Consider the following 25,786-nt stretch of genomic DNA (forward strand, 5'->3'; position numbering starts at 1 on the left):
TGGCGGCTTATAAAACCTTAATTTTGCAGAGCTTCTTTCTGCGCCAATTTCCGGTCGCTCTTTTCGCCAGACGGCAACATAACGAAAGGCACGAAACCCCTGCCTTTTGTGAGGTTTGCATGAAACAGGCCCGCGGTGTTGACGGGAAACGGAATTCAAACGGCTGCTGGCCGTCGTGGCGCAGATGAAGCACGCGGGAAGGAACCGGCTGGCCCTGATGCTGTCCCATCTCGCAGGATTGCGCGCTGGAGAGATCGCAGCATTGACGGTGCGTGATGTGGTCGATGGCGACGGCAAGGTTCGTGAGCAATTGCGGTTGCGAGCAGAGATCACCAAGGGCGGCCATGCCCGAACGGTTTTCCTGAATGAGATGGCTCCGCCGAGAAATCGAACGATACCGAACCGAATGGCCCGAGGGCGGAAATGATGATGCTCCGTTGTTGATGACGCAAAAGCGAACGGCGTTCAGCTCGAACACGCTTTGCCAGTTGATGGCGCAGCTATATCGGCTTGCCGGTTCCGATGGTGCAACGTCGCATAGCGGACGACGCTGGTTCATCACCAAGCTTGCCCATTCCGGTGTCAGCCCGAAGGTCATCATGACATTGGCGGGACACCGGAACCTGACGACGACCCAACGCTATATCGACGTTCGGGACGATATGATGAAGGCGGCGGTCGATCTGCTTTAGGATAGGCTTGTCGCCAATGGCGATAAGTGAGCCCATTCCGAACGGAATGGGCTGTCGATAATCAAAAACCTCGAACGCCGTCAGCTTGTCGAGGAAACCTCGAATTTGCTCGGCAGGATGTCGACTCTCCTCCAGTTGCTGACGGTTGCAGTTTGCAGGGTGTCCCTCATCGCCATGATCCGGTAGCCTCTCCCTCTCAAGCCGATGAATATCGACCATGGCTAGGAGTTCCTGCTGGTGCCGGCTGAGATCGGTGAAAGGTCCAGCATCCGCCTCGCTCTGTTCGCCCGCTCTTTTATCTGCTCTTCGAAATGGACGATAACCCTGTCAGGGACGGCGCGACCCTTGGCTTTTGAGGAAGAGAGATAGCTTGGCCCTCTTCCCAGCCACATCTCAGAAAACTGTGCTTGCCCGGCAACGATATTCCCGCTCCAGACATTGTTGAGCACAAGGCTCATATCATGTGCGTCGGATACTCTTCCAGTTGCAATGCCAGGCGCGGCGTTTACATCGGCGTGAGTGATGGTAGCGGAAAAAAACGTATCGCCACTGCTTGATAGGGGATCATAAATCTCGACGATAAAGCTGATGCTTTCTCCAGCCGCGAGATCGACCGGGCCATAGAAATTGTAATATTCTTGTATGCTATAAGATTGCCCACCACTTCCGGGCGCGCCGCCAATACCTACATCTGCCTGAAGCAGTCCGCGTCCGGTGCTGTTGAATTAGGAGATCGTTGAGAGATCGACGGACGTGGTTGTCACGCGAACGTCACCGGAAGCGCCACGTACAAACGACGAGACCACGGAGGTCTTGTTCTGCGCCTCATCCTTGATGTCAGCGATATCTGTGTCGAGCCAATTCTGTCCGCTAAAGCTGGCGGATTTTGAGATGCTGACAACTTGCTCCTTGAGTTGCTCAAGCTCAGCCTGAACCTTCGCTTCTTTATCGACACCGTCCTCCTTGGCCGCCACCAGCTTGGCTTTGAACTCGGAGAGGACGTCGATGACAGCTTCCATTCCGGCATAGGCGACATCGACTTTTGCAGCACCCAAGCCAGGGGCATCCTGCACTGCTGACAGCGCCATATTGTCCGAACGCATCGTCGTGGAAATCGACCAATAGGCGGCATTGTCGGCTGCTACCTGAACCCGAAGCCCGGAACTGACCTGTCGTTGCGTGTCGATCATGCTGGCGCCGATTGTCCGCAAGGTCTCAAGCGCGGCCATAGCCGAATTGTTCGTCAGGATGCTGGTCATGGCCTTCAGTCCGGTCTCTTGCCTGCCTTGCTGCAAGCCAATCCTCCGTCCCGACAAACGCCTTTACACTTCGTTCACGTTTACCAATGTTTAACGATGTCGCCGCTAGTAGTCATGGTTGGTTGATGGCTGTGCGGTGTAGGTGTGAGACCAAGATCTAACTAGGGAATTAATCACCCAACCCCAACCCAGCAACCCACACCACCCCACCACTTCACCCCTCTCCCTCACGGCCTCCCGCGCCTCGCGCCCCACGTTGCCTACGGTTCTATCCGATCAATAAGAAGATCCACGACTTGATGGAGGCCGAGAGCAATCAGCGCGATACCGGTACTCTCCTAGGTTTCTGCGTCACGCTGAAGAAGCTATAGGGGGATAGTGTGGGACGGCTGCGGGGGCAGTCGGGCGCCTTCCCCGATGAGCAGAGCCTGATGGTCTGTTACTCGTTGAGCGATTGCGGGATATGGGCGTGGAGAGTGTTGATTGCCACTGAGAACTGACCCGGCGTTTCCACCGAGAATTGACCCGCCTCTTAGGTATGTTTCGGGTCTGTGGTCGTGGTCAAGTTTCTCGTTTTCTCCCTCATCGTTTTGGTGTCGTGCGCGGAGCTGTTCTTGAAGCGGAAGCTGTCGTTTCCGGTTTCTAGGATGTGGCAATGATGCGTGAGGCGGTCCAGCAGCGCGGTGGTCATCTTGGCATCGCCAAAGACGCTGGCCCATTCGCTGAAGCTGAGGTTTGTCGTGATGATGACGCTGGTGCGTTCGTAGAGCTTGCTGAGCAGATGGAACAGCATCGCACCGCCCGAGGCACTGAACGGCAGGTACCCGAGCTCGTCGAGGATAACGAGATCGGAATGGACAAGCCGATTGGCGATCTGGCCAGATCGTCCTTGCGCCTTCTCCTGCTCGAGCGCGTTGACCAGCTCGACGGTCGAGAAGAACCGGACACGCTTGTGATGATGCTCGATGGCCTGGACACCTATTGCCGTCGCGATGTGCGTCTTGCCCGTGCCGGGACCGCCGACCAGGACAATGTTGTTGGCGTCGTCGAGGAACTCGCAGCGGTGAAGCTGGCGCACGAGCGCCTCGTTGATCTCGCTGCTGGCAAAATCGAAGCCATTTAGATCACGATAGGCAGGAAAGCGGGCGGTCTTGAGCTGATAGGCAGTCGATCGCACTTCCCGTTCGGCCGTTTCCGCTTTCAAAAGCTGCGACAGGATCGGAATGGCGGCTTCAAATGCCGGCGACCCTTGCTCGGTCAGTTCGCCGACGGCTTGTGCCATGCCGTGCATCTTCAATTGCCGCAGCATGATGACGATCGCGCCGCTTGCTGGATTATGACGCATGGCGGGTCTCCGTCTTTCTCAGGGCATCGTATCGTTCGACATTGGCCTTGGGCTCGTTGATGAGCGTCAGGGCTTGCGGCGCATCGATGGTCGGCGGGGTGAAGGATTTGCCGTCGACGAGACGATGCAGCAGATTCAGCACATGCGTCTTGGTCGGCACGCCGGACTTCAGCGCCATGTCGACGGCCGAGAGTACCGCCTGTTCGTCGTGCTGGAGAATAAGCGCCAGAATGTCGACCATCTCGCGATCCCCTCCCGGCTTCTTCAGGAGATATTGCTGCAGAGCCCGGAATGCGTCTGGAAGCTCGGCGAACGGTGCGCCATTACGAAGAGCGCCTGGCTTTCGCTGCACCACCGCCAAATAGTGCCGCCAATCGTAGATGGTCTGCCCAGGCCGGTCATGAGACCGATCAATGACGCGACGATGTTCACAAACGATCTGTCCTTCTGCGGCGACGACAACGCGGTCTGGGTAAACCCGGAGGCTTACCGGCCGATTGGCGAAGGACGCCGGGACGCTGTAGCGATTACGCTCCAGATGTACGAGGCAGGTCGGTGAGACACGTTTGGTGTATTCGACAAACCCATCGAACGGCCGGATAACGGGCATAAGCGCGGGTACTTCCTCCGCCCAGATGTCGGCAATGGAGCCACGCATTTGACCGTGCGGGGTCTGCGCCCAGAACTCCTTGCAGCGCTGCTCGAGCCAGTCGTTCAGAGCATCCAGCGATGGAAAGCGCGGCGTTGGCTGCCACAGACGATGGCGCGCGTCCTGAACGTTCTTCTCGACCTGTCCCTTCTCCCAGCCCGAAGCCGGATTGCAGAACTCGGGTTCGAACAGGTAGTGGCTGGCCATCGCCTGGAAGCGCACGTTGACGTCACGCTCTTTGCCACGGCCGACCTTGTCGATCGCAGTGCGCATGTTGTCGTAGATGCCACGGCCGGGGATGCCCCTGAACACGCGGAATGCATGGTTGTGGGCATCGAACAGCATCTCGTGCGTCTGCAGGAGATAGGCCCGCACGATGAAGGCACGGCTATAGCTCAGCTTCGTGTGCGCAACCTGCAGCTTGGTGCGCTCATTGCCGATGATGGCCCAGTCTTCCGACCAGTCGAACTGGAAAGCTTCTCCAGGATCGAACGCCAGGGGCACATATGTCCCGCGACCCGTCGTCTGCAATTCCCGCTGACGATCATCACGCCATTCCCGGGCAAATGCCGCCACCCGATTATAGGAGCCCTCATAGCCGAGGCTCATCAGATCGGCATGCAACTGCTTCATCGTCCGCTTCTGTTTACGGTTCTTCTTGGATTCGGTCTTCAGCCAGGCCGACAACCGATCTGCAAACGGATCAAGCTTGCTCGGCCGCTCGGAACCTTGAACTTCGGCTCCACGCCGTCCAGGCGCAGGTATTTGCGGATCGTATTCGGGATAAGCCGGTCCTGCGGCAAATCTCCCGTATCGATAGTTGCTCTCGAAAATGCCAGCGTCGGATCACGCTCAATAACGCCATGTCGATCACTCCATAGCCCCCGCTGAAAACATGCGAGGGAAGGTTGGAACATGGGTCAATTCTCAATGGAAATATCAGGCCACGCCGGGTCAGTTCTCAGTGGCAATCAACAGATGGTAAGATGTGTAGGTGTGAAGTTTAGGTTGAAAAGTTTGAGTTTTTGATGGGGGGGGGGTGCGCCAGTTTTATTTCTGGAATATCAGAGATCAAGCGAAGACCGATAAGTCAATAAAATCAATAAGTTCGGTGGCGCACCCGACAGGATCTGAACCTGTGACCTTTGGAATCGAATCCAACACTCTATCCAGCTGAGCTACGGGTGCAGCCGAGTGGCCCTTGAGGGCTCGGGGTCATAGCGCAGCTTGGCGGTGGGTTCAATGGGCCGAAGCAAAAAATGCCCCGGAGATATCCGGGGCATTCGTGGTGGCGGAAACCGCTCAGGAGAAGTCGACCGGGCGGTCGCCGTCCTCGTCCTTTATGCGCGTCGGCAGGCCGATGCGGTTCAGGATGGCGATGAAGGGCTTCGGCGGCAGTTCCTCGACGTTGGCCATCCGCTTCACATCCCATTCGCCGGTGGCGATCAGCATCGCGGCGGCGACCGGGGGAACGCCGGCGGTGTAGGAGATGCCTTGGCTGCCGACTTCCTCATAGGCTTCCTTGTGGTCGGCCACGTTATAGATGAAGACGGTCTTTTCCTTGCCGTCCTTCAGGCCCTTCACGTAGTCGCCGATGCAGGTCTTGCCCTCGTGTCAGGGGCGAGCGAAGCCGGATCGGGCAGGCAGGCTTCACCACCTTCAGCGGCACCACTTCCTGGCCTTCGGCGAGCTTCACCGGCTGCTCGGAGAGGAGCCCGATGTTCTTCAGCACGGTGAAGACGTTGATGTAATGGTCGCCGAAGCCCATCCAGAAGCGCACGTCCGCGCCGTCCATGTTCTTGGCCAGCGAATGCACCTCGTCATGGCCGCAGATAGGCCTTGCGCTTGCCGACTATCGGCAGGTCGTATTCCTTGCCGATCTCGAACATCTTGTTGGTCTGCCACTGGCCGTTCTGCCAGGAATAGACGACGCCGGTGAATTCGCGGAAGCTGATCTCCGGATCGAAATTCGTGGCAAAATACTCGCTGTGGCTGCCGGCGTTGATGTCGACGATGTCGACGTCCGTCACCTTGTCGAGATATTCGTCCTTGGCGAGCTTGGCATAGGCGTTGACGACGCCCGGGTCGAAGCCGGCGCCGAGGATGGCGGTGATGCCCTTCTCCTCGCATTCGGCGGCGCGCTTCCACTCGTAGTTCGAAATACCGGCGGGGTCCTCGCGAGATCTTCGCCGGCTCCTCGTGGATCGCCGTGTCGATATAGGCGACGCCCGTGTCCATGCAGGCGCGCAGCACCGACATGTTGAGGAAGGCCGTGCCGACATTGATGACGATCTCGGCGCCGGTCGACTTGATCAGCGCCTTGGTCGCCTCGATGTCGAAGCGCGTCGTGGAGCGCGTGGCCTTCGAGCACGCCCTGCTCTTTCATCGCCTTCTTCTCATGAACGGACGCGATGATCTTGTCGCACTTCGCCTTGGTGCGCGAGGCGATATGGATGTCGCCGAGCACATCGTTGTGCGGCACCATGCGCCACGACCTGCGCGATCGCCGCCGGCGCCGATGATGAGCACGTTCTTCTTCATGTAACCGGGGAAATCTCCTTCTGCCCGTTGATCCCAGCCTCAGGAAAGGCTCTGTTCGTAGTCCGTGTAGGAAAATTCGCGGACGGTCCTGATCGTGCCATCCAGCTCGCGGATGGCGATGGCCGGCATTTTCACGCCGTTGAACCAGTTCTTCTTGACCATGGTGTAGCCGGCCGCGTCCTTGATGGAGATGCGGTCGCCGACCTTCAGTTCGTTCTCTCGAAGCGAACTCGCCGAAGATATCGCCGGCGAGGCAGGACTTTCCGCAGACCATGTAGCGATGCGGGCCGGCATTCGGCGACACTTTGGCGCTCTCGCGATAGATCAGCAGGTCCAGCATGTGCGCCTCGATGGAGCTGTCGACCACGGCAAGGTTCTTGCCGTTGGAGAGCGTCCAGAACGCTCACCTCCAGCGTCGTCGACTTGGTGATCGAGGCCTCGCCCGGCTCCAGATAGACCTGGACGCCATAGTCGCCGGCAAAGCGCTTCAGCCGCTCGGCGAAACGCTCGACGGGATAATCCTCGCCGGTGAAATGAATGCCACCGCCGAGGCTCACCCATTCGGCCTTTTTCAGCAGCGGTGCGAAACGCTCCTCAATGGTAGCCAGCATGCGGTCGAACAGGTCGAAATCGCCGTTCTCGCAATTGTTATGGATCATGAAGCCGGAGACGCGGTCCATCACGGCCTCGACCTTCTTCACGTCCCATTCGCCGAGGCGCGAGAAGGGCCGGGCCGGATCGGCGAGGTCGAAGCTGGAGGAGCTGACCTGCGGATTGAGCCGAAGCCCGCGCACGATGCCGGCGGCCTTGTCGGCGAAGCGGTCGAGCTGGCCGATGGAGTTGAAGATGATCTTGTCGGCGTGGGAGACGACCTCGTCGATCTCGTAGTCGGCATAGGCGACGGAGTAGGCGTGCGTCTCCTTGCCGAAGCGCTCGTGGCCGAGGCGCACCTCGTTCAGCGACGAGGAGGTGGTGCCGTCCATGTAGTCGCGCATCAGGTCGAAGACGGACCAGGTGGCGAAGCATTTCAGCGCCAGCAGCGCCTTGGCGCCGGAGGCCTCCCGCAGGCGGGCGATCGTCTCCATGTTGCGGAGAAGCTTCGACTTGTCGATCAGGTAATAGGGTGTCGTAGGATGCATTCTGTCAGTGCCCGTTCGCGTGCGGTTTGGCGGAAAGCTATGCCGCATGTTTATAGCGGCGGCGTGACGTGATGGTGAAAACGGGCGCAGCAGCGCCCCGGTTCCCGGCAACATGCCGAGGAGGGAGGATTCCGGCGTCAGGAAGGGATCGTGCCCGGAATCCAGCGCGGGATCAGCGCTTTCGCGCTGTTACCCCTCTGCCGCCCCATCATGCGGACGCGCGCGGACAGCACCCGCCTTCTCGAAGAGGCGAGACGAAAAACATCGGGACATGCCGTGGAGGCATGGCTCCGCAAGAGTTCTTCCGTTCGGGGGGCATCGACCGAGCCCATCCCCGATTGGAAGAGGGCGTCGTAAGACATCGCGCTCTCTCCAACCAGCAGATGAAACCTGCAACAAGTGCGTGGCCTTTAGCACAAGGCATCCCTCCGTTTCAACAGGGGGAGAAATTTCCGGCTCCGGCCCTTGCACCTCTAGTTACTAGAGGTCGTAGGGTGACCTCGAGATGAATTCGAGGACCGGACGATGAAGGAAGCAAGGCAAACGCGGTTTCGGGTCGGGGGCATGGATTGCGCCTCCTGCGCCGGCAAGATCGACAGGGCGGTCCGGCGCATGCCGGGCGTCAGCGACGTCTCCGTCTCCGTGACGGCCGGCACGATGCTGGTGCGCCACGACGAAACGAGCGACCTCGACGCCATCGGCCGGCAGGTGGCCGGCCTCGGCTATGCCGTCAGCCCCGGCGGGGCATCGTCCGGGGCGGCGGATCATGGGCACCGGGCCGACCACGGTCACGATCATGAGCACGACCATGCGCCCGATCATACGCATGACCACGGGCACGGGGCGGCGGCGAAGCCCGCCGTCGAGGGACTACATGGCCATGACCACGTGCCGTCCGACGGCCCGTGGTGGGCGAGCCGCAAGGGACAGGCAATGCTTCTGACCGGCGCGGCGCTCGTTCTCGCCTATGCCGCAGGCCTGCTCGCGCCGGCCATCGCGCCCTATGCCTTCACCGTGGCCATGCTGATCGGCCTCGTGCCCATCGCCCGGCGCGCCTTCATGGCTGCGCGGGCGGGCACGCCCTTCTCCATCGAGATGCTGATGACCATCGCCGCCGTCGGCGCGGTGATCATCAACGCGGCGGAAGAGGCGGCGGCGGTCGTCTTCCTCTTCCTCGTCGGGGAGTTACTGGAGGGCGTCGCCGCCGGCAAGGCGCGCGCCAGCATCACCTCGCTCGCCGCCCTCGTGCCCAAGAAGGCTTTCGTCGAGGAGGACGGCAGGACCCGCGAGGTGCCGGCCGAAACGCTTGCCGTCGGCACCGTCATCCTCGTGCGCCCGGGCGACCGCATTCCGGCCGACGGCATCGTCGTCGAGGGCGAGAGCGCCGTGGACGAGGCGCCCGTCACCGGCGAAAGCGTGCCGGTACGCAAGCGCGCGGAGGACACCATCTTCGCCGGCACCGTCAACGGCGACGCAGCCTTGCGCGTGCGCGTCACCGCCGCCGCGGCGGACAACACGATCGCCCGGGTGGTCCGGCTGGTGGAGGAGGCGCAGGAATCCAAGGCGCCCACCGAACGCTTCATCGACCGCTTCTCGCGCTACTACACACCGGCCGTGGTGGCGGTCGCCGCGCTGGTCGCCTGCCTTCCTCCGCTGCTTTTCGGCGGAAGCTGGAGCGAATGGATCTATAAGGGCCTCGCGGTGCTGCTCATCGGCTGCCCCTGCGCGCTCGTGATCTCGACCCCGGCGGCAATCGCGGCCGCGCTTTCGGCCGGCGCGCGGCGCGGCCTGCTGATGAAGGGCGGCGGCGTGCTGGAGGGGATGGGCAAGCTGACGGCCATCGCCTTCGACAAGACCGGCACGCTGACCGAGGGAAAGCCGAAGGTGACGGACATCGTCGCGCTGGCGAAGCCGGCGGAGGAGGTGCTGCGCCTCGCCGCCGCGCTGGAGACCGGCTCCAGCCACCCGCTCGCGCTCGCCATTCTCGACAGGGCGGCGGCCGATGGCATTGCCGTCCCGCCGGTCACGGGCGCGCATGCGCTCGGCGGCAAGGGCGTCGCCGGCACGGTCGAGGGCGTGGAGGTCTTCCTCGGCTCGCCCAAGGCGGCGGCCGGCCGCACGGCCTATTCCGGCGAGACGCGCGAACGCGTCGAGGCGCTGAACGCCGAGGGCAAGACGGTCTCGCTTCTCGTCGTCGACGGGGCCCTTGCCGGCGCCATCGCCATGCGCGACGAACCGCGCCCCGACGCCGCTGCGGGGCTGAAGGCGCTTTCCGACGCGGGCGTGCGCACGCTGATGCTGACCGGCGACAACCGCCGCACGGCCGAGGCGGTCGGCGCGCGGCTCGGCATCGAGGTCCGCGCCGAACTCATGCCGGAAGACAAGCAGCGCATCGTCGGCGAATTGCGCAAGGAAGGCCTCGTCGTCGGCAAGATCGGCGACGGCATCAACGATGCGCCGGCGCTCGCCGCGGCGGATATCGGCATCGCCATGGGCGGGGGCACGGACGTGGCGCTGGAGACGGCGGATGCGGCGATCCTGCACGGGCGCGTCGGCGACGTGGCGCTGATGATGGACCTGTCGAAGCGGACCATGCGTAACATCGCGGGAAACATCGTCATCGCGCTCGGCCTGAAGGGTGTCTTCCTCGTGACGACGATTGCCGGCATCACCGGCCTGTGGCCGGCCATCCTCGCCGATACCGGCGCGACGGTGCTGGTGACGCTCAACGCGCTGCGGCTGCTGCGGCCGATCCGCTGATCCCGTCAGTCGTGATCGGCCTCGCAGAGGCCGTGATCGGCAAGCGCGCGGATGACGTAGCAATCGCGGATCTGGTTGGAATGGCAATGGCTGGTGATGCGCTCCAGCTCGGCTTCCAGCTTCCGCAGCCGCGCGATCTTCGCCCGCACGGTCTCAAGCTGGGCGGCCGCGATGCGGTCGGCGTCCCGGCAGGGCCGCTCGGGATGCTGGCTGAGCTCGATCAGCTCGCGGATCGCGTCGATGGTCAGCCCGAGGTCGCGGGCATGCCGGATGAAGGACAGCCGGTCGCGCTCGGCGACGGAATAGCGCCGCTGGTTGCCCTCGGAGCGCTCCGCCGGGGACAGCAGGCCCATCTGCTCGTAGTAGCGGATCGTCGGGACCTTGACGCCCGTGGACCGGGACAGGTCGCCTATGGTCAGCATCGCTTCTTCCTTTCGAATTCCGGCCTTGCCTTCGCCGCGACATTTTCTCGCGCCAGAAGGGAGCCTGGGACAGGCTATACCGCTGAACGCAAATGAGAAAGCCGTCGCGTCAAATCAAGCTCCCGCCGGGCGGCCGCCCGTCGCGCGGATGGAAGTTAACGAAGTTCTAACCCATCCGCTCGAATCTGCCCTTATGAGAACAGACTGTCAGGTCCGAAGCCCGAAGCCGAAGAGATGATCGCAGCCAGACAAGACAAACGCCGCCGGGATGCCCGCCGTCCCTTCTCGCTCGTTCCGAAGCTCGTCGCGACGGCGCTTGCCGGCGCGCTGCTGGCCGGCTGCATGGCCATGGATTTCGCCGAGCAGGCCCCGGCGCCCAAGCTGTCGCGCAAGGTCGTGGCGGAAATGGCGGGCAAGAAGATGAAGCCGGAAAGCCCGGTGCTGATCCGCATCTTCAAGCAGGAGAGCGAGCTCGAGGTCTGGAAGGTCGATGCCAGCGGCGGCTACGCGCTGTTCAAGTCCTATCCGATGTGCCGCTGGTCGGGCAAGCTCGGGCCGAAGATGAAATCCGGCGACCGCCAGGCGCCGGAGGGCTTCTACCACGTCTCGGCGCGGATGCTGAACCCGAAGTCGCAATATTACGTCTCCTTCAATCTCGGCTATCCGAACCGGCTGGAATCGGCCCTCGGCTATACGGGCGAGGCGCTGATGGTGCACGGCGCCTGTTCCTCCTCCGGCTGCTACGCGATGACCGACCAGGGCGTCGGCGAGATCTACGCCATCGTGCAGAAGGCGCTGGAAGGCGGGCAGGAACGTTTCCAGGTGCAGGCCTACCCCTTCCGCATGACGGCGGCCAACATGGCCCGCCACCGGGGCGATCCCAGCATGCCGTTCTGGCGGACGCTGAAGGAGGGCTACGACGCCTTCGCCTTCACGAAGCGCCAGCCGAAAGTGTCGGTCTGCGGCAGCCGCTACGTCTTCAACCGGGACTTCGCCGACGGCGAGCCCGCCGATCCGCTGGCCGCCTGGCCCCGCCTCGACGCCGCTCGATGCCGGGCTGACGGCGAAGATCGAGACGGAGCGCAGGAAGGTGGACGAAGCGCTGACGGGCTCCGGCTCCGCGCCGGTCTCGGCCTATGTCGACGGCGGCATGCATCCGAGCTTCCGCAGCCTGCTGAAGCAGCACGGCGCCGACCGGATGGCGGCCAAGATTTCCGGCACCAAATATCCGGTGAGCCGCCCGGAGGCGGCGCTTGCCGATCCCTACACCCGCTTCGGCTTCTGATAGCCCGCGAAAGCACCGTGACATTTGGCGGCGGGAGACTACATCTCCCGGATCGCATGACGAAAGGAATCGACATGGATATTTTTCGCGCGGGATCGCGGGCCTCCGGCAAGGGCCCGTCCGACTGGTTCACCGGCACGGTGAGGATCGATCCTCTGTTCAATCCCTCGGCGCCCGAGCGCGTGCAGGGCGCGAGCGTCACCTTCGAGCCCGGCGCGCGCACCGCATGGCACACCCATCCGCTCGGCCAGACGCTCGTCGTCACCGCCGGCTTCGGCCGGGTGCAGCGCTGGGACGGGCCGGTCGAGGAGATAAGGCCCGGCGACGTCGTCTGGTTCGCGCCGGGCGAGAAGCACTGGCACGGCGCGGCGCCCGACGTCGCGATGACCCATATCGCGGTCCAGGAAGTCGAGGACGGCAAGGTCGTCGACTGGCTGGAGCACGTGACCGACGCGCAGTATGGCGGCTGAGCAGTAAATTTACGTTCACGTCAATGTAATCCCGCAATCCGTCCTTGATGCCGCGTCGGAAAAACATCATCCTGTCCGCAGCGTATGGCTGGAGGATCGTCCGCTGCCGGAATGCCGGCGCATAACGAGGAGGAGTGCTCGATGTCGGAAACCGTCCACGATCCCGCCGCGCCGCCGGCGGACCGTTTCTGGCTCGCCTCCTATCCTGCGGGCATGGCCGCCGAGATCGCGCCGCTCAGCCATCCCTCCATCGGCGCGTTCGTCGAGGCGAGCTGCTCGCGCTTCGCCGCCCGCCCCGCCTTCACCAGCATGGGCCGGACCCTGACCTTCAAGCAGTTCGAGGCCGAGAGCCGCAAGGTCGCGGCCTGGCTGCAGGGCCGCGGGCTGGAAAGGGGCGACCGGGTGGCGGTGATGATGCCGAACATCCTGCAGAACCCGGTCGTGATCTTCGGCATCCTGCGCGCGGGCTTCGTCGTGGTGAACGTCAATCCGCTCTATACGCCGCGCGAGCTCGAGCACCAGTTGAAGGACTCGGGCGCCAAGACCCTCTTCGTGCTGGAGAACTTCGCCGGCACGGTCGCGAAGGTCGCTGCGCGCACCGCGCTGCGCGACGTGGTCGTCACCACCATGGGCGACATGCTCGGCCTCAAGGGCCTGCTCGTCAATTTCGTCGTGCGCAAGGTGAAGAAGCTCGTGCCGGCCTGGTCGTTGCCGGGGCATATCCCCTTCCGCCAGGTGCTCGCGGAAGGGGCGAACGCGGCCCTGCGGCCCGTCGCCCAGGACCCGCACGACGTCGCCTTCCTGCAATATACCGGCGGCACCACCGGCATCTCCAAGGGCGCGACGCTGACGCAGGCGAACCTGCTCTCCAACATGGAGCAGATCAGGCTGTGGATCGAGCCGACCTTCCAGACCAGGAAGCGGCCGGACCAGCTCGTCTTCGTCTGCGCCCTGCCGCTCTACCATATCTTCGCGCTGACGGTGAACGGGCTGATGGGCATCGCGCTCGGCGGCCACAACATCCTGATCCCCAATCCGCGCGACATTCCCGCCTTCGTCAAGGAACTGGGGAAACACCGGATCCATATCTTCCCCGGCCTCAACACGCTGTTCAACGCGCTGATGAACAATCCGGGCTTCGCCAGGCTCGATCTCTCCGGCCTCATGCTGACGCTCGGCGGCGGCATGGCGGTGCAGCGGCCAGTGGCCGAGCGCTGGCGGGCGATGACGGGCTGCAGCATCACCGAGGGCTACGGCCTTTCGGAAACGTCACCCGTGGCGACCGCCAACCGCTTCGACCGGTCCGACTTCACCGGCACCATCGGCCTGCCGCTGCCCTCGACCGAGATCGACATCCGCGACGACGACGGAAAACGGCTGGCCTTGGGCGAGATCGGCGAGATCTGCATTCGCGGGCCGCAGGTGATGGCCGGCTACTGGCAGCGGCCGGACGAGACGGCAACGGCCATGACCGCCGACGGCTTCTTCCGCTCCGGCGACATCGGCTTCATGACGGAAGGGGCTATACCAAGATTGTCGACCGCAAGAAGGACATGATCCTCGTCTCCGGCTTCAACGTCTTCCCGAACGAGGTGGAGGAAGTGGTGATGGCGCTTGCCGGCGTGCTCGAATGCGCCGCGATCGGCGTGCCGGACGGCCATTCCGGCGAGGCGGTGAAGCTCTTCGTCGTGCGCAAGGACGCCGCGCTCACCGAGGCGGAGGTCAAGGCGCATTGCGCGGCGAACCTGACGAACTACAAGCGGCCGAAATATGTGACGTTCCGCGAAAGCCCGCCGAAGTCGAATGTCGGGAAGATCCTGCGCAAGGAATTGCGGCAGGAAGAGAAGGGTCAAACCGGATTTAATTTTTTCGGCGAAGGCCCTATTGCGGACTTGATTTGGGGGCGGCAAAGCGACTAGCTAGCCGTCATCGTCCAACGCAGGGAACACGCCGATGAACGCGCTCGTCGAAAAGCTGAAATCCACCGTCCGGGACACCAACGCCGTCGATATCCGCGCGGCCTTCGCTGCCGATCCGAAGCGGTTTTCTCGCTACAGCCTGACGCTCGGCGACTTCCTGTTCGACTATTCGAAATGCGCGGTCAACGACGCCGTCCTCGACGGGCTGGAGGCACTGCGCGCGCGCGGCCGGCGTCGAGAAGAAGCGCGACGCCATGTTCGCCGGCGACATCATCAACATCACCGAGGAGCGCGCCGTGCTGCACACGGCGCTGCGCAACCGCTCCAACACGCCGGTCCTCGCCGGTGGCAAGGACGTCATGCCGGACGTCAACGGCGTGCTCGATGCGATGGGCGCCTTCTCCGACGCCGTCCGCTCCGGTTCGCTTACCGGCGCGACCGGCAGGAAGATCACCGACGTCGTCAATATCGGCATCGGCGGCTCCGACCTCGGGCCGGTCATGGCGACGCTGGCGCTCGCTCCCTATCATGACGGCCCGCGCCTGCATTTCGTCTCCAATATCGACGGCGCGCATATCGCCGACACGCTGAAGCTGCTCGACGCCGAGACCACGCTTTTCATCGTCGCCTCCAAGACCTTCACGACGATCGAGACGATGACCAATGCGGAGACGGCGCGGCGCTTCATCGTCGCCGCGCTCGGCGAGGCGGCCGTCGGCCATCATTTCTGCGCCGTCTCCACCGCGCTCGACAAGGTCGCCGCCTTCGGCATCGACGCCGAGCGCGTCTTCGGCTTCTGGGACTGGGTCGGCGGGCGTTATTCGATCTGGTCGGCCATCGGTCTGCCGCTTGGTGATCGCCATCGGCAAGCAGGATTTCGCCGATTTCCTGGCCGGCGGCCATGCCATCGACACCCATTTCCGCGAGGCGCCGGTGCGGGAGAACATCCCGATGATGCTCGGCCTAATCGGCTATTATCACCGCAACGTGCTCGGCTACGGCTCGCGCGCCATCCTGCCCTACGACCAGCGCCTTACCCGCTTCCCCGCCTATCTCCAGCAGCTCGACATGGAATCGAACGGCAAGTCCGTCACCATGGACTCTGACGCCCGTCGAGATGCAGACCGGTCCGGTCGTCTGGGGCGAGCCGGGCACCAACGGCCAGCACGCCTTCTACCAGCTCATCCATCAGGCACGGCGATCATCCCGGCCGAATTCATGATCGCCGCCAACGGCTACGAGAAGGCGCGCGCCACCAGCACGAGCTCCTGATCTCCAACCGCCTCGCCCAGTCCGAGGCACTGATGAAGGGCCGCACGCTGGCGGAAGCCAAGGCGCAGCTCACCTCCAAGGGCATGGACGAGGCGAAGGCGGACCGCATCGCACCCCATCGCGTCTTCCCGGGCAACCGCCCGTCCATCACCATGGTCTATGAGAGCCTGACGCCCTTCGCGCTCGGCCGGCTGATCGGCGCTCTACGAGCACCGCGTCTTCGTCGAGGGCGCGCTGTTCAACATCAATTCCTTCGACCAGTGGGGCGTGGAACTCGGCAAGGAGCTGGCGACGGGCCTGCTGCCGGTCGTCGAGGGCAAGCAGAGCGCGGAAGGCCACGATCCTCCACCGCCGGCCTCGTCGCGGCCCTGCTCGGGGCCGCCCGATAGGGCTCCAGACGGCGCGCGCCTCGACGGGCGCGCAGCCGTGGCGGGCGTGAGATTGCCGAGGAACTCGTGCGCGCAGGCGCTCCAGCTATAGGTCAGCGCCCGCTTACGCGCCAGGTCGCGCGGGATGTCCAGCGCCGCGAGTGCGGCCGTGCGCAGGTCTTCAGCGAGCGCGCCGCCGCCGGGCGAGAGAATGTCGCGCGGGGCCGTGACCGGGAATGCCGCCACCGGCAGACCGCTCGCCAGCGCCTCCAGGATCACGTTGCCGAACGTATCGGTGCGGCTCGGGAAGACGAAGGCGTCGGCCGAGGCATAGACGGCGGCAAGGTCCTCGCCGGTCCTGCGGCCGAGGAAATGCACGTCCGGATAGCGCTTGCGCAGCATCGGCAGGTCCGGTCCGTCGCCCACCACCACCTTGCTGCCCGGCAGGTCGAGCGACAGGAAGGCCGGCAGGTTCTTCTCCACCGCCACGCGCCCGACATTGAGGAAGACCGGGCGCGGCAGGCCGAGGTCCTGCCGCCGGCCGGGATCGAACAGCCGCGTATCGACGCCGCGCGACCAGCGCTTGATGCGCCTGAAGCCGCGCGTCGCCATCTCGGCGCCGAGCGAGGCGGTGGCGACCATCATGCCATTGCCGGCATTATGGAAGCGGCGCAGCCACCAGTAGCTGAGGCGTTCCGGCACCGGGAAGCGCGCGCCGATGAACTCGGGAAAGCGGGTGTGATAGGCGGTGGTGAAGGCAAGGCCTTGCTGCAGGCAGGCGCGCCGCGCCGCCATGCCGAGCGGCCCTTCCGTGGCGATATGGATATAGTCGGGCGCGAGCGCCCCGATCTCGCCGGCGACACGCCGCGTCGTGGCGATGGCGAGGCGGATGTCGGGATAGGAGGGCAAGGGGACGGTGGCGAAGCGCTCCGGCGTCAGGAACAGGACGCGCACGCCCTCCCCTCCATCGACCGCGCCAGCTCCTCCAGCGTGCGCACGACGCCGTTGAGCTGCGGATGCCAGGCATCCGTGACGATGAGGACGGTTGGCGGATGGACCGAATCGGAGAAAGAAAGAGCGGACATGGCCCCTTGGACCATGCCCGCGTGACAGGGCAATGACGCCGGCTTGCCGGGTGCGATCAACCGAGGCCGATCTCGTGCGCGAAGGGCGGATTGGCCCCGGCGCGCGAGACGGTGACGGCGGCGGCCTTGGCGCCGAGCGCCAGCGCGGCGGCGATCTGCTCGCCGGTGAGCTTCGCCACCTGCTCCTTGGTCAGAAGGTTCTGCATCTTGAGCGAGGCGAGGACGCCGGCATCGAACGTATCGCCGGCCCCGACCGTATCGACGACCGTCACGCGCTCGCTCGGCACCTCGATCTTCTGGTTTGCCGTATAGCCCGCCGCGCCGCGCGCCGCGCGTCACCACGACGAGCCTGGCGCCGTGATGCAGCCAGTGGCGCGCCAGCGTCTCCTCGTCGCCCTCCAGCCCGAACCAGGCGAGGTCCTCGTCGGAGAACTTGACGATGTCGGCCATGGCGGCCATGCGGCGGATGCGGGCGAGATGCGCGTCCTTGTCCCGGATGAAATCCGGACGGATGTTCGGATCGAGCGAGATGACGCGCTTCCATGCTCGCGCGCCAGAAGCGCTTCATAAGTCGATCCGCACGGTTCCGGGATGAGGCTGATGGCCCCGAAATGCAGCGCCTCGCATTCGTCGCCGACGGCCGGCAATTCGGCCTCGGTGATCATGCGGCCCGCCGTGTTCTCGTCATAAAAGGCATAGGTCGCATGGCCGTCGACGAGCTTGACGAAGGCGACCGTCGTCGGCCGCGAGAGCGTCGCGCAATAGCTGTAGTCCACACCGCTCTTGCGCAGCGTGTCGCGCAGGATGTCGCCCATCATGTCGTCGGACAGGCCCGTGAAGAAGCCGGTGGGCACCCCGAGGCGGCCGAGCGCGATCGCCGTGTTGAAAATGGCGCCGCCCGCATAGGGCGCATAGGCGTCCTCGCCGAGCGTCGAGGTGCGCGGCAGCATGTCGATGAGCGCTTCCCCACAGCACAGGATCATGAGCATTCCCCCCTTTGATCTTTCAATCGATTTAAACGATTGCCGCGAAAAGCGCCAGAGCGCATTTCACGCGGTCGGCAGCGCCGAGACGCCGCCATGGGCGGCCGACCAGGCGAGCGGCGCGTCGAAGAAGGATTCGACCGAGGCGAGCGTCGCCTCGTCGAAGAGCCCGTCCCGGCGCGCCACGGCGAGCACGTCGCGCCAGGTGGCGACATGATGGAGCCTGACGCCGCCATTCGCATAGCGCGCGCCTCGGCCTCCTTGAAGATGCCGTAGTAGAAGAGCGACATGCCGTGATCGACGATGCCGCCGGCGGCGCGGATGGCGTCGATGAAGGTGAACATGGAGCCGCCGACGGTGACGAGGTCCTCGATGACGAGGACGCGCGCCCCCTCCGGCATCACGCCCTCGATCTGCGCGTTGCGGCCATGGCCCTTCGGCTTCTTTCGCACGTAGATCATCGGCAGGGCGAGGCGGTCGGCGAGGAGCGCCGCGAAGGGGATGCCGGCCGTCTCGCCGCCGGCGATCGCGTCGAAGCGCTCGAGGCCGGCGCCGCGCGTGATCGTCGCGGCGGCGAAATCCATGATCGCCGAGCGGATGCGCGGATAGGAAAGGAGCTTGCGGCAGTCCATATAGACCGGGCTCGCCATGCCGGAGGCGAGCTTGTAGGGCTCCCCGGGACGGAAATGGACGGCCTCGATCTCCCCAGAGCATGCGGGCCATCAGCTCCGCCATCACGTTTCTGTCCGGAAAGGAATTGGAAAACATCGGCATCTCCCGCGTGACTGTTCAGGAGCGCATAGCAGCAAGAGGCGAGCCTTTCCAGATGAGGGCGCGTTTCCCGCACCCCGAAAATGCGAAAACCCTCCCCGGCCAGCCGGGGAGGGTCGCGGTTCCGGCAAGCCTGCCCGCACCTGCCGTCACCCTCGGCCTTGTGCCGAGGGTCTGCCGACATGCAATGAAATCGAGAGGTTCGCAGATGCTCGGGACAGGCCCGAGCATGACGAAGGAGAGGTTCCTCCCCGGGGATACCGGGGAGGATCTCAGGCGAAGGGTGGGAGGCTCAGGCCGCAAGGCTCTTCAGCGCGCTGCCGCGGCGGGCGTCGAGCGACCAAGCGCCGGCGCCGAAGGCCGCGAGCACGAGGAAGCCGCCGGCGATGGTGATGTTCTTCCACATCATCAGGCCGTTGAACATGGTCAGCAGGCCGTTGGCGCCTTCCGGGAAGTCCGGGATGTTGATCGGGCCGCCATGGAAGACGAGCGCCGTGAAGACGCAGAAGGCGGCGAGCAGCAGCGACGTGACCTTCGTCTGGAAGCCGACGAGGACGAAGAGGCCGGCGACCAGCTCGAACAGGCCGGCGAGATAGGCGAGCGCGGTCGCCGCCGGCAGGCCGGCCCCGGCGATCATGCCGGCCGTGCCGCTCGGATCGATCAGCTTGGGATAGCCGGCGGTTATGAACATCAGCGAGAGAAGGATGCGGCCGGCGAGGACGGCGAGGTTCTGTTGTTGCATGGGGGCTCCTGGGGCTCTGGTGTTTTCGGTGCGCGGGAGATAGCAGCTTTTCACCGTCAATCCATCCGTAATGGATGGAGACACTTCGTTCTGTTTTTGTGAACGATCCGCCTGTTCCCGGCGGAACAATCCGGGGCGGCGGCGCATGCGACAAGGGCGTGGACTTCCCGCCGTTGCCACCCCGGAGCCGTCATGCGCCACTATTGCCTCGCCCTCGCCCTTGCCGCCGCCTCCCTCGCCTTCACCGTCAGCGGCCATGCGGGCCTGCGCTACGGCGAGGAACGGTCCTCCATCCTCGGCCGGACCTGCGTGACGAAGGAAATCCGCAACGCCGACAGGGACGGGCGCGCGGTGATGCGCCGCGTGCGTCTCTGCCGGTAGGCGGCGCCGGCCGTTCTTTCTGTTGCATGCGCTCCGCCGGTGGGCGAAGATTTCCCCTTGTAAGGCGCGCCCGCCCGGACAGCGGCGGCCGGGGGAAACCGGGACATGAACGAGATCAACAAGAGTGCCGCGTTCTGGCGTTCTTTTCCGATTTTCGAAGGCTTCGGCAAGGAGACCATTGCCGAGATCGCATCGATCGCCACCTGGCGCCGATGGCCGGCCGGCACCGTCATCTTCCAGCGCGGCGACGAGGGTACCTATCTCATCGTGCTGGTCAACGGCCGCATCAAGCTCTCGCTCATCACGCCGCAGGGCAAGGAACTGTCGCTGCGCCAGCTCGAGGCGGGCTCGATCCTCGGCGAGATGGCGATCCTCGACGGCCAGCCGCGCTCGGCCGATGCGACGGCCGTCACGGCGACGGAAGGCTATGTCATCGCCAAGCGGGACTTCCTGGAGATCCTGACGCGCAACCCCACCGCCGCCCAGGCGATCATCCATTATCTCTGCACCAAGCTGCGCGAGACGACGGAGCAGCTCGAGACCATCGCACTCTACGATCTCGACGCGCGCGTCGCCCGCTTCTTCCTGGCGACGCTGCGCAACATCCATGGCGACGACCTGCCGGAAAGCGCCAATCTCCAGCTCTCGCTCAGCCAGACGGAGATCGCCAGCATCGTCGGCGCCAGCCGCCGAAGATCAACCGCTCGATCCTGGCACTGGAGGATCGGGCGCGATCCGGCGCAAGGACGGCATCATCCATTGCAATATCGGCCGGCTCTACGCAATCGCCGAGCCGGACGACGACTAGGCCGGCGATGCGCATCGAGGCGCGGGGCGTTCCGGCATGATCGCGAAGAAGGCGCGCCCTTCCTCGCCGGCCTCGCCGTGAGCCTCGCGGGCGCGGCCGGCCTCTACCTGTTCGGCGCGACGCTGGAGCGGCAGCAGGAATTCTTCTTCGACGCGCTGACCCAGGCCGTCCCCGTCGCGCAGACGCAGGACGTCGTGGTCGTCGACATCGACCGCAAGGCCTTCCAGTCCGCTCCCGAGCGGAGCTGGACGCGCGGGCAGACGGCGCAACTGATCGACCGGCTGGCGGCGGCCGGGCCGCGCGCCGTCGCCTTCGACTTCGTCTTCAGCACCGAATGCGCGGCCGACGAGACGGCGAACGCGGCGCTGGCAGCCGCCATCGGCCGGACGCCGACGGTGCTCGGCTTCCTCATCGGCGAGGATGCGGAAAACGCGCCGCGCCCCGTGCCGGCGCTCGCGCTGCAACGGCCGGTGATCGTGCCGGACCTGTGGTTCATCGACGGGACAGAGACCTCCTGCCCCTTCCTCCAGGACAGGGCCGTCTCGGCCGCGGCGGCCTTCCTCGTCGGCGACGAGGACGCGGTGGTGCGCCGTGTGCAGGCCTATGCGATCGTCGGCAACGCCGCCTATCCGGCGCTCGGGCTGGAAGTGGCGCGGATGGCGGCGGGCACGCGCACGCCGGTCCTTGGCGGCGACCCGACCTGGGTGCGCCATGACGGCCGCATCCTCAGGCTCGACGAGGACGGCAGCCTGCGCTTCGTCGCGAGCCGGGCCGAGGCCATCGCCGCGCGCACGGTCTCGGCCGCCGACGTCATGGCCGGGACGGTTCCAGCCGGGCGGATCGCCGGCAAGGTGGTCCTGATCGGCAGCAGCCTGCCCAATCTCGGCGGCCTGCGGGCGAGCGCCGCCATGCCGCTCGAACCCTCCGTGCAGATCCATGCGGATATCGCCAATGCGATCCTGACCGACCATATCCCGATGCGCGATCCGGCGCTCCTGCCGGTGGAGGCGGGGCTCGCGCTTCTCGCCGGGGCGGCGGCGGCGCTCGCCGCAGCGCGGCTGCGCCCGCTCTGGGCCGCGCTTGCGGGCCTCGGCCTCGTCGGCGCGGCCTTCGCCGGCGCCGCGGCACTCTATGCCCATACCGCTCTGCTTGCCGATGCCGTCGGCATCGCCGGCGTCGTCGCGCTCGCCGCGCTCGCAACGGGGCTCCTGCAATATGGCCATGTCCGCCGCGCGGAGGCGACGGCGCGGCAACGCTTCTCGCAATATCTGCCGCTCTCCGTCGTCTCGCGCTATATCGACAATCCCGACCTTGGACGAGTCGCCGGCGAGGAGCGGCGGGTGACCGCGCTCTTCACCGATATCGAGGGCTTTTCCGCACTGGCGCAGAAGATCGGGCCGCATGACCTCGTCCGGCTGCTCGACATCTATTTCTCCGAGGTCAACGCCCTGGTCGCGCGCCACGGCGGCATGGTCGACAAGGTGGTGGGCGACGCGGTGCACGCGCTCTTCAACGCGCCGGACGATCTCGACGGCCATGTCGACAAGGCGCTCGCCTGCGCCGAGGCCATCCGCCTGCTGACGGAGGAGATGCGCCGCCGACCGGTCTTTCTGGAAAAGGATTTCGGCCGCACGCGCATCGGCGTCGAGACCGGCATGGCGGTGCTGGGCGAGGTCGGCGCCGGCGGCAAGCTCGACTACACGGCCCATGGCGACGCGGTCAATCTCGCCGCCCGCCTCCAGGACGCCAACAAATTCCTCGGCACGCAGATCTGCGTCGGCCCGCGCGCGGCGGGCGAGAGCAGCCGCCCGCTCGTGCCCATCGGCAGCCACGAGATCCGCGGCTTTGGCACCATGGCGCTGTTCACGCTGGAAGAGACCGCCGACGCGAAGGCATGATGCCGGATCGGTTCTAGTATCTTGTTTTTACCGCATTATCCGACGCCGAAGCGATGCCGCCTCGGCTGGAAATGCTTCAGCGGATGCCGGCGCTCGCATAGGCCTCGCGGATGCGCGCCTCGCCCCATTGGACGATCTCCCCGGGTACTGCCCCCGGCGCGGCGATCTCGACGCCTTCGCCGGGGCCGACCTCGCGGGTCACGCCGCCGCCGGTGACGGCGACCCGGCCGTGCTCGACGAAGACGGCGAAGACGCCGCGGCTCGGGCCGGCGAAGAACTTGGTGCCGCGCACGCCGATCATGCCGAAGGCGGTGCGCATGGTCAGGTCGATCTTGGCCAGCCCCTCCGGCCGGTCGAAGACCATCTGGCCGGTGCCGAGCTCGATGACGCCGCCCTGCCCGGCGATGAAGCTGTCGATGAGGAGCTCGGTCTCGCTGCCGAGCCTGAGCATCGTGTCGTCGCCAAGCTCGAGCACGGCGAAGCTTTCCGGTCCCGTCGCGACGAAATCGCGGTCCAGGATGCTCGCCCCGGTCTGCAGGCCCTCCAGATGGTCCTCCTGCTTGCGGGTGACGTTGCCGGTCACCTCCTTCGCCTTGCCGATGACCATGTTGGCCTGCGTGGCGCGGATGCCGATGCCGGTGAGCGCCAGCGCGCCGGCGGCCATGAACAGGCGGCGGCTGATCGTGACGGAACCGGAGGACGGGTGCTGGCGCATGGCTTACCTCTCGCGCGGACGGCAATGACACGAATTGAACCGGGACCGGCCGGAACGTCAACACCGCATCCCACCGGCATGACAGACTTATGCGCCCGGGGGCGCCTTTCTCTGTTCCCGCGGAAACAGCGCGATACGAACGCCGCGCTATTCTGCACGCATCGATCCAGAAAGGGAGAAGGATCATGATGTCGCGATCCATCACAGTGAAGACGGCCGGCCGCGCCATTTTCTTCGCGGTCCTGCTTTCCGGCGCCGCCCATGCCAACGGCATGGCGGTCGAGGCCCAGTGCGACGCCGCCGCCGGCAGCCGCTACGATTCCACCCGCAACACGGCCTTTCCGCCGGTCGCCCTGGAGGACATGGCGATCGGACCGGCGCTCTCGGCCTGCCGCGAGGCCTACAATGCCGGCGGCGGCGCGCGCATGGCCTTCCAGCTCGCCCGGGCGCAGGAGCGCGCCGGCCAGGATCTCGAAGCCATGAAGCTCTACGGCGAGGCGGCGAAGCTCGGCCATACGGTCGCCATGGTCAATTACGGCGCCATGCTCGGCAAGCGCGGCGACGCGGTGAGCGAGTTCCAGCTCTACCGCAGGGCCGCCGAGGGCGGGGACCTGCTCGGCGCCTACAATCTCGGCGTCGCCTATCGCGACGGCATCGGCACCCGCGATCGACGGCGCGGAGGCGGCGCGCTGGTTCGAGAAGGCGGCGGCCGGCGGCGACGCGACGGCGGCCTTCAACCTCGGCGTCCTCTTCGACGACGGCGGGCTGATCGGGGAGGACGACGCCCGCGCGGCCGCCTATTACCGACTCGGCGCCGATGGCGGCAATATCGATGCGATGATCAATCTCGGGCTCATGCTGGAATCGGGCGAAGGCGTCGCGCAGGACCTTGCGGCAGCAGCCGCCTATTTCCGCATGGCCGCCGAACGCGGCGACAGCTTCGGCAAGCTGAAGCTCGGCCTGATGCAGCAGAGCGGCATCGGCGTCGTGAAGAACATCGAGGGGCGATCGACAGCCTGCTGGCCGCCTTCGAGATGCGGGACGTCGACCTGGAGGTGATCCTGCGGGACACGCCGGAACAGTTGAGCGCCGACGCCCGTCTCGCCATCAAGGAAGTGCTGGCCGAGCGCAAGCTGATCGCCGGCGCCGGCAATGCGGAGATCGACCCGATCACGCTCGGCGCCATAGAGAAGCACTACGGCGCGGAATAGCCATCCGGACGGGCGGGATCAGCCGATCTCGCCCGCCTGCGGCCCCCAGGTGTCCGTCATCGCGAAGCCGTCGGCGAACGGATCGGTCGGGTCGAGCGCGATCTGGTGCAGGCCGAAGGTCCAGCCCCGGCCGGTGATCGTCGGGATGATGGCGGGGCGGCCCGCGACCGTCGTCTCGGCCTCCAGCCCCACCTCGAATTGCGAACCGATGATCGAGCGGGAGCGGAACGTGTCGCCGACCTGGACCAGGCCGCGCGCGTGCAGCGTGGCGAGATTGGCGGAATTGCCCGTGCCGCAGGGCGAGCGGTCGACGCGTCCCGGCCACATGGTCGTCGCGGTGCGCACCGTGCCGTCCGGATCGCGATCCCGGAACATGACATAGGCGATGCCGCTGATCTCCGGGATTTCCGGATGGACGACCGGCATCGCCCGGTTGATCAGGTCCTTGAGCGCCATGCCGGCATCGACCAGCGCCCGGGCATTGGCCTTCTCGATGGTGGTGCCGATCTGCGTGACGTCGACCAGCGCGTAGAAGATGCCGCCATAGCTGATGTCGAAGCGGACCCGGCCCCAGTGCGGCGTGTCGATCTCCGCGTCCAGTTCGTGGACGAAGGAGGGCACCATGGTCAGCTTCACCGTCTCGCAGCGCCCGTCGCGGCAGGTGGCGGTCGCCTTGACGAGGCCGGCGGCCGTGTCGAGCATGACGACGGTCTCCGGCTCCTTCATCTCGACGATGCCGGATTCCAGGAGCGCCGTGGTGACGCAGATCGAATTGGAGCCGGAGGAGGCATGGGCCTGGTCGGCCTGGAGGATGATGAAGCCGGCGTCGGCCTCGGGGCGCTTGGCCGGCAGGAGCAGGTTGACGGAGCCCGTCACCGCCGCGCGCGGCTCGAGGCACAGGAAGCGGCGCAGGCTGTCGTCCACCGTGTTGATGTGGTTGAGCTGCTCGGCGATGGTGTTGCCGGGGATTTTCGGCACGCCGCCGATCGCCACCTTGCCGACCTCGCCCTCGCAGTGAACGTCCAGAAGCTGGATCGTGCGTTTCCATCTCATGCCGGCGTGCTCCGTCTG

Annotated in this window: 25 protein-coding genes, 1 tRNA gene and 8 pseudogenes; 14 read left to right on the plus strand and 20 right to left on the minus strand. The window is 65.3% G+C overall.

What is annotated here, in order from left to right:
• Nucleotides 1-7: 7 nt before the first annotated feature.
• Nucleotides 8-478 carry a hypothetical protein gene (locus AAFL97_RS00785; RefSeq protein WP_341643313.1) on the minus strand — a complete coding sequence of 157 codons (471 nt, stop codon included), beginning with the start codon at nt 476-478 and terminating at the stop codon, nt 8-10.
• Here AAFL97_RS00785 and AAFL97_RS24455 point away from each other — a divergent pair.
• The gene (locus tag AAFL97_RS24455; RefSeq protein ID WP_445954453.1) at nt 444-692 is read left to right on the plus strand and encodes a tyrosine-type recombinase/integrase; all 249 of its coding nucleotides are present in this window, start codon (nt 444-446) and stop codon (nt 690-692) included. The genes AAFL97_RS00785 and AAFL97_RS24455 overlap by 35 nt on opposite strands.
• Nucleotides 693-1,417: 725 nt before the next feature.
• Here AAFL97_RS24455 and AAFL97_RS00795 read toward each other — a convergent pair.
• From AAFL97_RS00795 to AAFL97_RS00825, 7 genes and pseudogenes are all read right to left on the minus strand, one after another.
• Entirely contained in the window at nt 1,418-1,951 is a 534-nt protein-coding gene (locus tag AAFL97_RS00795; RefSeq protein WP_341643315.1) for a flagellin N-terminal helical domain-containing protein, read from the minus strand.
• A 532-nt stretch (nt 1,952-2,483) separates the two neighbouring features.
• Nucleotides 2,484-3,296 (minus strand): IS21-like element helper ATPase IstB, encoded by an 813-nt coding sequence (istB, locus tag AAFL97_RS00800; RefSeq protein WP_341643316.1) that lies wholly within the window; start codon nt 3,294-3,296, stop codon nt 2,484-2,486.
• Nucleotides 3,286-4,810: pseudogene (gene istA / locus AAFL97_RS00805) on the minus strand (IS21 family transposase). Before istA ends, istB begins: the two are co-directional and overlap by 11 nt.
• 247 nt (nt 4,811-5,057) lie before the next feature.
• Nucleotides 5,058-5,133, minus strand: a tRNA-OTHER gene (locus AAFL97_RS00810).
• Between the two features lie 114 nt (nt 5,134-5,247).
• Nucleotides 5,248-5,529, minus strand: a complete 282-nt coding sequence (locus AAFL97_RS00815) for a saccharopine dehydrogenase C-terminal domain-containing protein (protein WP_341643317.1) — start codon at nt 5,527-5,529, stop codon at nt 5,248-5,250.
• Nucleotides 5,483-5,761, minus strand: a complete 279-nt coding sequence (locus AAFL97_RS00820; protein ID WP_341643318.1) for a hypothetical protein — start codon at nt 5,759-5,761, stop codon at nt 5,483-5,485. Before AAFL97_RS00820 ends, AAFL97_RS00815 begins: the two co-directional genes overlap by 47 nt.
• The gene (locus AAFL97_RS00825; protein WP_341643352.1) at nt 5,671-6,279 is read right to left on the minus strand and encodes a saccharopine dehydrogenase NADP-binding domain-containing protein; all 609 of its coding nucleotides are present in this window, start codon (nt 6,277-6,279) and stop codon (nt 5,671-5,673) included. Before AAFL97_RS00825 ends, AAFL97_RS00820 begins: the two co-directional genes overlap by 91 nt.
• On the opposite strand from AAFL97_RS00825, the gene AAFL97_RS00830 reads away from it, so the two are divergent.
• Nucleotides 6,230-6,490, plus strand: coding sequence for a hypothetical protein (locus AAFL97_RS00830; RefSeq protein ID WP_341643319.1), 261 nt, complete (start codon nt 6,230-6,232; stop codon nt 6,488-6,490). The genes AAFL97_RS00825 and AAFL97_RS00830 overlap by 50 nt on opposite strands.
• 35 nt (nt 6,491-6,525) lie before the next feature.
• On the opposite strand, the gene AAFL97_RS00835 is transcribed toward AAFL97_RS00830, so the two are convergent.
• A complete protein-coding gene (locus AAFL97_RS00835; RefSeq protein WP_341643320.1) occupies nt 6,526-6,648 on the minus strand; it encodes a hypothetical protein in 123 nt (40 codons plus the stop codon).
• A gap of 44 nt (nt 6,649-6,692) precedes the next feature.
• Nucleotides 6,693-7,739, minus strand: coding sequence for a hypothetical protein (locus AAFL97_RS00840; protein WP_341643321.1), 1,047 nt, complete (start codon nt 7,737-7,739; stop codon nt 6,693-6,695).
• Between the two features lie 411 nt (nt 7,740-8,150).
• Here AAFL97_RS00840 and AAFL97_RS00845 point away from each other — a divergent pair, with 411 nt between their 5' ends.
• On the plus strand, nt 8,151-10,385 hold the full coding sequence (locus tag AAFL97_RS00845; RefSeq protein ID WP_341643322.1) for a heavy metal translocating P-type ATPase: 2,235 nt from the start codon (nt 8,151-8,153) through the stop codon (nt 10,383-10,385).
• Between the two features lie 5 nt (nt 10,386-10,390).
• Here the strand turns inward: AAFL97_RS00845 and AAFL97_RS00850 are convergent, their stop codons facing one another.
• Nucleotides 10,391-10,807, minus strand: coding sequence for a MerR family transcriptional regulator (locus AAFL97_RS00850; protein WP_341643323.1), 417 nt, complete (start codon nt 10,805-10,807; stop codon nt 10,391-10,393).
• 234 nt (nt 10,808-11,041) lie between these two features.
• Here AAFL97_RS00850 and AAFL97_RS00855 point away from each other — a divergent pair, with 234 nt between their 5' ends.
• The 3 genes from AAFL97_RS00855 to AAFL97_RS24460 all read left to right on the plus strand — a co-directional run bounded on the left by AAFL97_RS00855 (nt 11,042) and on the right by AAFL97_RS24460 (nt 14,481).
• Complete coding sequence (locus AAFL97_RS00855) at nt 11,042-12,562, plus strand: (R)-mandelonitrile lyase (RefSeq protein WP_341643324.1); 1,521 nt, start codon at nt 11,042-11,044, stop codon at nt 12,560-12,562.
• Between the two features lie 141 nt (nt 12,563-12,703).
• The gene (locus AAFL97_RS00860; protein WP_445954447.1) at nt 12,704-14,119 is read left to right on the plus strand and encodes an AMP-binding protein; all 1,416 of its coding nucleotides are present in this window, start codon (nt 12,704-12,706) and stop codon (nt 14,117-14,119) included.
• The gene (locus tag AAFL97_RS24460; RefSeq protein WP_445954448.1) at nt 14,116-14,481 is read left to right on the plus strand and encodes an AMP-binding enzyme; all 366 of its coding nucleotides are present in this window, start codon (nt 14,116-14,118) and stop codon (nt 14,479-14,481) included. The genes AAFL97_RS00860 and AAFL97_RS24460 overlap by 4 nt, the downstream gene beginning before the upstream one ends.
• A 7-nt stretch (nt 14,482-14,488) precedes the next feature.
• Here AAFL97_RS24460 and AAFL97_RS00865 read toward each other — a convergent pair whose 3' ends face one another.
• Nucleotides 14,489-14,755: a hypothetical protein gene (locus AAFL97_RS00865; RefSeq protein ID WP_341643325.1), complete on the minus strand. Its 267-nt coding sequence runs from the start codon at nt 14,753-14,755 to the stop codon at nt 14,489-14,491.
• On the opposite strand from AAFL97_RS00865, the pseudogene AAFL97_RS24465 reads away from it, so the two are divergent.
• The 5 genes and pseudogenes from AAFL97_RS24465 to AAFL97_RS24485 form a co-directional block, all read left to right on the plus strand.
• Nucleotides 14,736-15,269 (plus strand): annotated as a pseudogene (locus AAFL97_RS24465) (glucose-6-phosphate isomerase); the annotation flags it as partial. The gene AAFL97_RS00865 and the pseudogene AAFL97_RS24465 sit on opposite strands and share 20 nt — an antisense overlap.
• A 64-nt stretch (nt 15,270-15,333) precedes the next feature.
• Nucleotides 15,334-15,660 (plus strand): annotated as a pseudogene (locus AAFL97_RS24470) (hypothetical protein); the annotation flags it as partial.
• Nucleotides 15,632-15,703 (plus strand): annotated as a pseudogene (locus tag AAFL97_RS24475) (hypothetical protein); the annotation flags it as partial. The pseudogenes AAFL97_RS24470 and AAFL97_RS24475, both read left to right, overlap by 29 nt.
• Before the next feature lie 82 nt (nt 15,704-15,785).
• Nucleotides 15,786-15,890: pseudogene (locus tag AAFL97_RS24480) on the plus strand (hypothetical protein); the annotation flags it as partial.
• A gap of 106 nt (nt 15,891-15,996) precedes the next feature.
• Nucleotides 15,997-16,233, plus strand: coding sequence for a hypothetical protein (locus AAFL97_RS24485; RefSeq protein ID WP_445954454.1), 237 nt, complete (start codon nt 15,997-15,999; stop codon nt 16,231-16,233).
• A 56-nt stretch (nt 16,234-16,289) separates the two neighbouring features.
• Here AAFL97_RS24485 and AAFL97_RS00875 read toward each other — a convergent pair.
• The 6 genes and pseudogenes from AAFL97_RS00875 to AAFL97_RS00900 form a co-directional block, all read right to left on the minus strand.
• A pseudogene (locus AAFL97_RS00875) lies at nt 16,290-17,075 on the minus strand (glycosyltransferase family 4 protein); the annotation flags it as partial.
• The gene (locus AAFL97_RS00880) at nt 17,057-17,206 is read right to left on the minus strand and encodes a hypothetical protein (RefSeq protein ID WP_341643328.1); all 150 of its coding nucleotides are present in this window, start codon (nt 17,204-17,206) and stop codon (nt 17,057-17,059) included. The pseudogene AAFL97_RS00875 and the gene AAFL97_RS00880, both read right to left, overlap by 19 nt.
• A 56-nt stretch (nt 17,207-17,262) precedes the next feature.
• Nucleotides 17,263-17,737 (minus strand): annotated as a pseudogene (locus tag AAFL97_RS24490) (PfkB family carbohydrate kinase).
• Between the two features lie 86 nt (nt 17,738-17,823).
• Nucleotides 17,824-18,195, minus strand: a pseudogene (locus AAFL97_RS24495) (PfkB family carbohydrate kinase); the annotation flags it as partial.
• Nucleotides 18,186-18,890 carry an orotate phosphoribosyltransferase gene (locus tag AAFL97_RS00895; RefSeq protein WP_341643353.1) on the minus strand — a complete coding sequence of 235 codons (705 nt, stop codon included), beginning with the start codon at nt 18,888-18,890 and terminating at the stop codon, nt 18,186-18,188. The gene AAFL97_RS00895 and the pseudogene AAFL97_RS24495, both read right to left, overlap by 10 nt.
• 362 nt (nt 18,891-19,252) lie before the next feature.
• Nucleotides 19,253-19,702 carry a DoxX family protein gene (locus AAFL97_RS00900; protein ID WP_341643330.1) on the minus strand — a complete coding sequence of 150 codons (450 nt, stop codon included), beginning with the start codon at nt 19,700-19,702 and terminating at the stop codon, nt 19,253-19,255.
• A gap of 192 nt (nt 19,703-19,894) precedes the next feature.
• Between AAFL97_RS00900 and AAFL97_RS00905 the strand changes: the two genes are divergently transcribed.
• Both AAFL97_RS00905 and AAFL97_RS00910 read left to right on the plus strand, forming a co-directional pair.
• Nucleotides 19,895-20,083: a hypothetical protein gene (locus AAFL97_RS00905; RefSeq protein ID WP_341643331.1), complete on the plus strand. Its 189-nt coding sequence runs from the start codon at nt 19,895-19,897 to the stop codon at nt 20,081-20,083.
• A gap of 105 nt (nt 20,084-20,188) precedes the next feature.
• Complete coding sequence (locus AAFL97_RS00910) at nt 20,189-22,789, plus strand: CHASE2 domain-containing protein (RefSeq protein ID WP_341643332.1); 2,601 nt, start codon at nt 20,189-20,191, stop codon at nt 22,787-22,789.
• Nucleotides 22,790-22,865: 76 nt separating this feature from the next.
• On the opposite strand, the gene AAFL97_RS00915 is transcribed toward AAFL97_RS00910, so the two are convergent.
• Nucleotides 22,866-23,504 carry a FecR family protein gene (locus AAFL97_RS00915; protein WP_341643333.1) on the minus strand — a complete coding sequence of 213 codons (639 nt, stop codon included), beginning with the start codon at nt 23,502-23,504 and terminating at the stop codon, nt 22,866-22,868.
• A 768-nt stretch (nt 23,505-24,272) separates the two neighbouring features.
• Here AAFL97_RS00915 and AAFL97_RS24500 point away from each other — a divergent pair.
• A complete protein-coding gene (locus tag AAFL97_RS24500) occupies nt 24,273-24,563 on the plus strand; it encodes a tetratricopeptide repeat protein (protein ID WP_445954455.1) in 291 nt (96 codons plus the stop codon).
• 170 nt (nt 24,564-24,733) lie between these two features.
• Here AAFL97_RS24500 and AAFL97_RS00925 read toward each other — a convergent pair whose 3' ends face one another.
• Nucleotides 24,734-25,768: a proline racemase family protein gene (locus AAFL97_RS00925; RefSeq protein WP_341643335.1), complete on the minus strand. Its 1,035-nt coding sequence runs from the start codon at nt 25,766-25,768 to the stop codon at nt 24,734-24,736.
• Nucleotides 25,769-25,786 lie beyond the last annotated feature (18 nt).

This window comes from Thauera sp. SDU_THAU2, assembly GCF_038260575.1.
Lineage (GTDB): Bacteria > Pseudomonadota > Gammaproteobacteria > Burkholderiales > Rhodocyclaceae > Thauera.